Origin of the sequence: Prevotella sp. AM23-5 (assembly GCF_003473645.1) — a bacterium.
GTDB classification, from domain to species: Bacteria; Bacteroidota; Bacteroidia; order Bacteroidales; family Bacteroidaceae; genus Prevotella; species Prevotella copri_A.
The window spans coordinates 1-2328 of record NZ_QUCG01000152.1; the positions used below are offsets into that span (position 1 = coordinate 1).

Consider the following 2328-nt stretch of genomic DNA (forward strand, 5'->3'; position numbering starts at 1 on the left):
AGATAATAAAAAAAAACAATATACAATGATGAAATTAAAATCACTTGCACTCTTGCTGATGACTATCGCCATGCCTGCGATGGCAGAACAGGTTTCGGTAAACAGTAAAGGGATTTCGCTCATCCTCGATGTGGAGAACGGAAAACCTGCACAGTATCTCTATTTCGGTTCTAAGCTGAACGCTGCTGATTTGCAGAATCTCACAGTAGCTACCAATGGTCGTATGGATGCTTATCCTGCATACGGTCTGAATACTCCTGTAGAAGCTGCACTCGCCATGCGTCACAGCGATGGTAATCTTTCTACTGCTCTCGTGGCTACCGGTAGCGATGTGAAGCAGGAGGCTAATGCCACAGTTACTACCATCCATCTCAAGGATCCTGTTTATAATATCAAGGTGGATCTGAAGTACCGTGCCTATAAGGATGTGGATATGATTGAGGCTTGGACTGAAATCAGTAATGGAGAGAAGGGTACTGTTACGCTGACTACCTTTGCATCAGCTATGCTTCCTATCCGCCGTGGTGATGTATGGATGAGTCATCTCTCTGGTACATGGGCTGCAGAGGCTCAGTTGAGTCATGAGAAGTTGCAGCCAGGCGAGTTTGTCATCCGTAACAATGATGGTGTGCGTAATTCTCATACCGATCATGCCGAGGTGATGTTCTCTCTCAATGGAAAGGGACAGGAGAATACGGGTGCCGTTATAGGTGCTGCACTTGCCTATAGCGGAAACTATAAGCTTAAGACTGTAACTGATGATACAGAATATCATTATTTCTTTGCTGGTATCAATGAGCAGAATTCAGAATATCATCTCAAGAAGGGTGAAACTTTCAAGACTCCTGCTCTTGCGCTTACTTATTCCAATGAGGGCTTGAGCGGTGCTAGCCGCAACTTCCATAAGTGGGGTCGTAAGTACGTGCTTGCTCATGGTGATCAGGAGCGTGATATCCTCTTGAACTCTTGGGAGGGTGTTTACTTCGATATCAACCAGAAGGGTATGGATCAGATGATGGCTGATATCCATAGCATGGGTGGTGAGCTCTTCGTAATGGACGATGGATGGTTCGGAAAGAAATATCCTCGCAAGAAAGATAATACTGCTTTGGGCGATTGGGTAGTAGATACCGAAAAATTGCCTGACGGTATCGAAGGCCTGCTTCGTGATGCCAAGAAGAATGGCGTGAAGTTCGGCATCTGGATTGAGCCGGAAATGACTAATACCAAAAGTGAACTTTACGAGAAGCATCCTGATTGGGTGATCAAGGCGCCTAAGCGTGATGCGGTAGTTGGTCGTGGTGGCACTCAGCTGGTTCTTGATCTCGGTAATCCAAAGGTGCAGGCTTTCGTGTTTGGTGTAGTAGATGATTTGCTTACTAAGTATCCTGAGATTGCCTACATCAAGTGGGATGCCAATATGGCTATCATGAATCATGGTAGTCAGTATCTTTCTGCCGCTGATCAGAGTCATCTCTATATCGCATACCATCAGGGGTTTGCTAAGGTTATCGATCGTATCCGTGCTAAGTACAAGAATGTCGTTATCCAGTGTTGTGCCAGTGGTGGTGCTCGTGCCAACTGGGGATGCCTCCGTGGTTTTGATGAGTTTTGGGTAAGTGATAATACCGATGCCCTGCAGCGTATCTATATGCAGTATGGCACCAGCTACTTCTTCCCAGCTATAGCTATGGCAAGTCATATCTCTGCTGTGCCAAACCATACCGTATTCCGCACAACTTCCTTGAAGTATCGTATTGATGTAGCTATGAGCGGACGTCTTGGAATGGAAATCCAGCCAAAGAATATGACGGATGAGGAGAAGGCTCTCTGTCGAAAGGCTATCTCTGAATACAAGGAGATTCGCCCTGTTGTACAGTTTGGCGATCTTTACCGTTTGGTTTCCCCATACGACAACCAGGGTCTGTCTTCTATCATGTATGTAAGCGAGGCTAAGGATAAGGCTGTGTTCTACTGGTGGAAGCTTGCTAACTTCTATAATGCGCACCTTCCTATCGTTAAGATGGCTGGTCTGGATGCAAACAAGATGTATAAGGTACGTGAGCTTGATGTCATCGATAATACTCCTTTGGCTTGCGAGGGTAAGTCATATTCTGGCAAGTATTTGATGGAACATGGCTTGGAAATGCCATTGGAGCATAATGTTGACTGGGGTAAAAAGAACGATTGGTCTTCTCGTGTTCTCTATTTGGAGGCTCAATAAAGGCCGGTTTTCTTTCGCGCGTATATATATAATAAGGAGAAGAAAGAATTTGAAACGCGAAAAGTGTTTATAAGCGTTAAATTTGAAAGAAAAATGCAACTTTC

The 2328-nt window shown here is 45.0% G+C and carries 1 protein-coding gene; it reads left to right on the forward strand.

The window, feature by feature from the left end; genetic code table 11:
* The first annotated feature begins 28 nt into the window (after positions 1 to 28).
* Positions 29 to 2224: an alpha-galactosidase gene (locus tag DW657_RS17180; protein ID WP_118313558.1), complete on the forward strand. Its 2196-nt coding sequence runs from the start codon at positions 29 to 31 to the stop codon at positions 2222 to 2224.
* Positions 2225 to 2328 lie beyond the last annotated feature (104 nt).

What these genes read in the sequence shown, in the direction of transcription:
- DW657_RS17180 (WP_118313558.1), top strand. Translation starts at nt 29, where the DNA reads ATGAAATTAAAATCACTTGCACTCTTGCTGATGACTATCGCCATGCCT.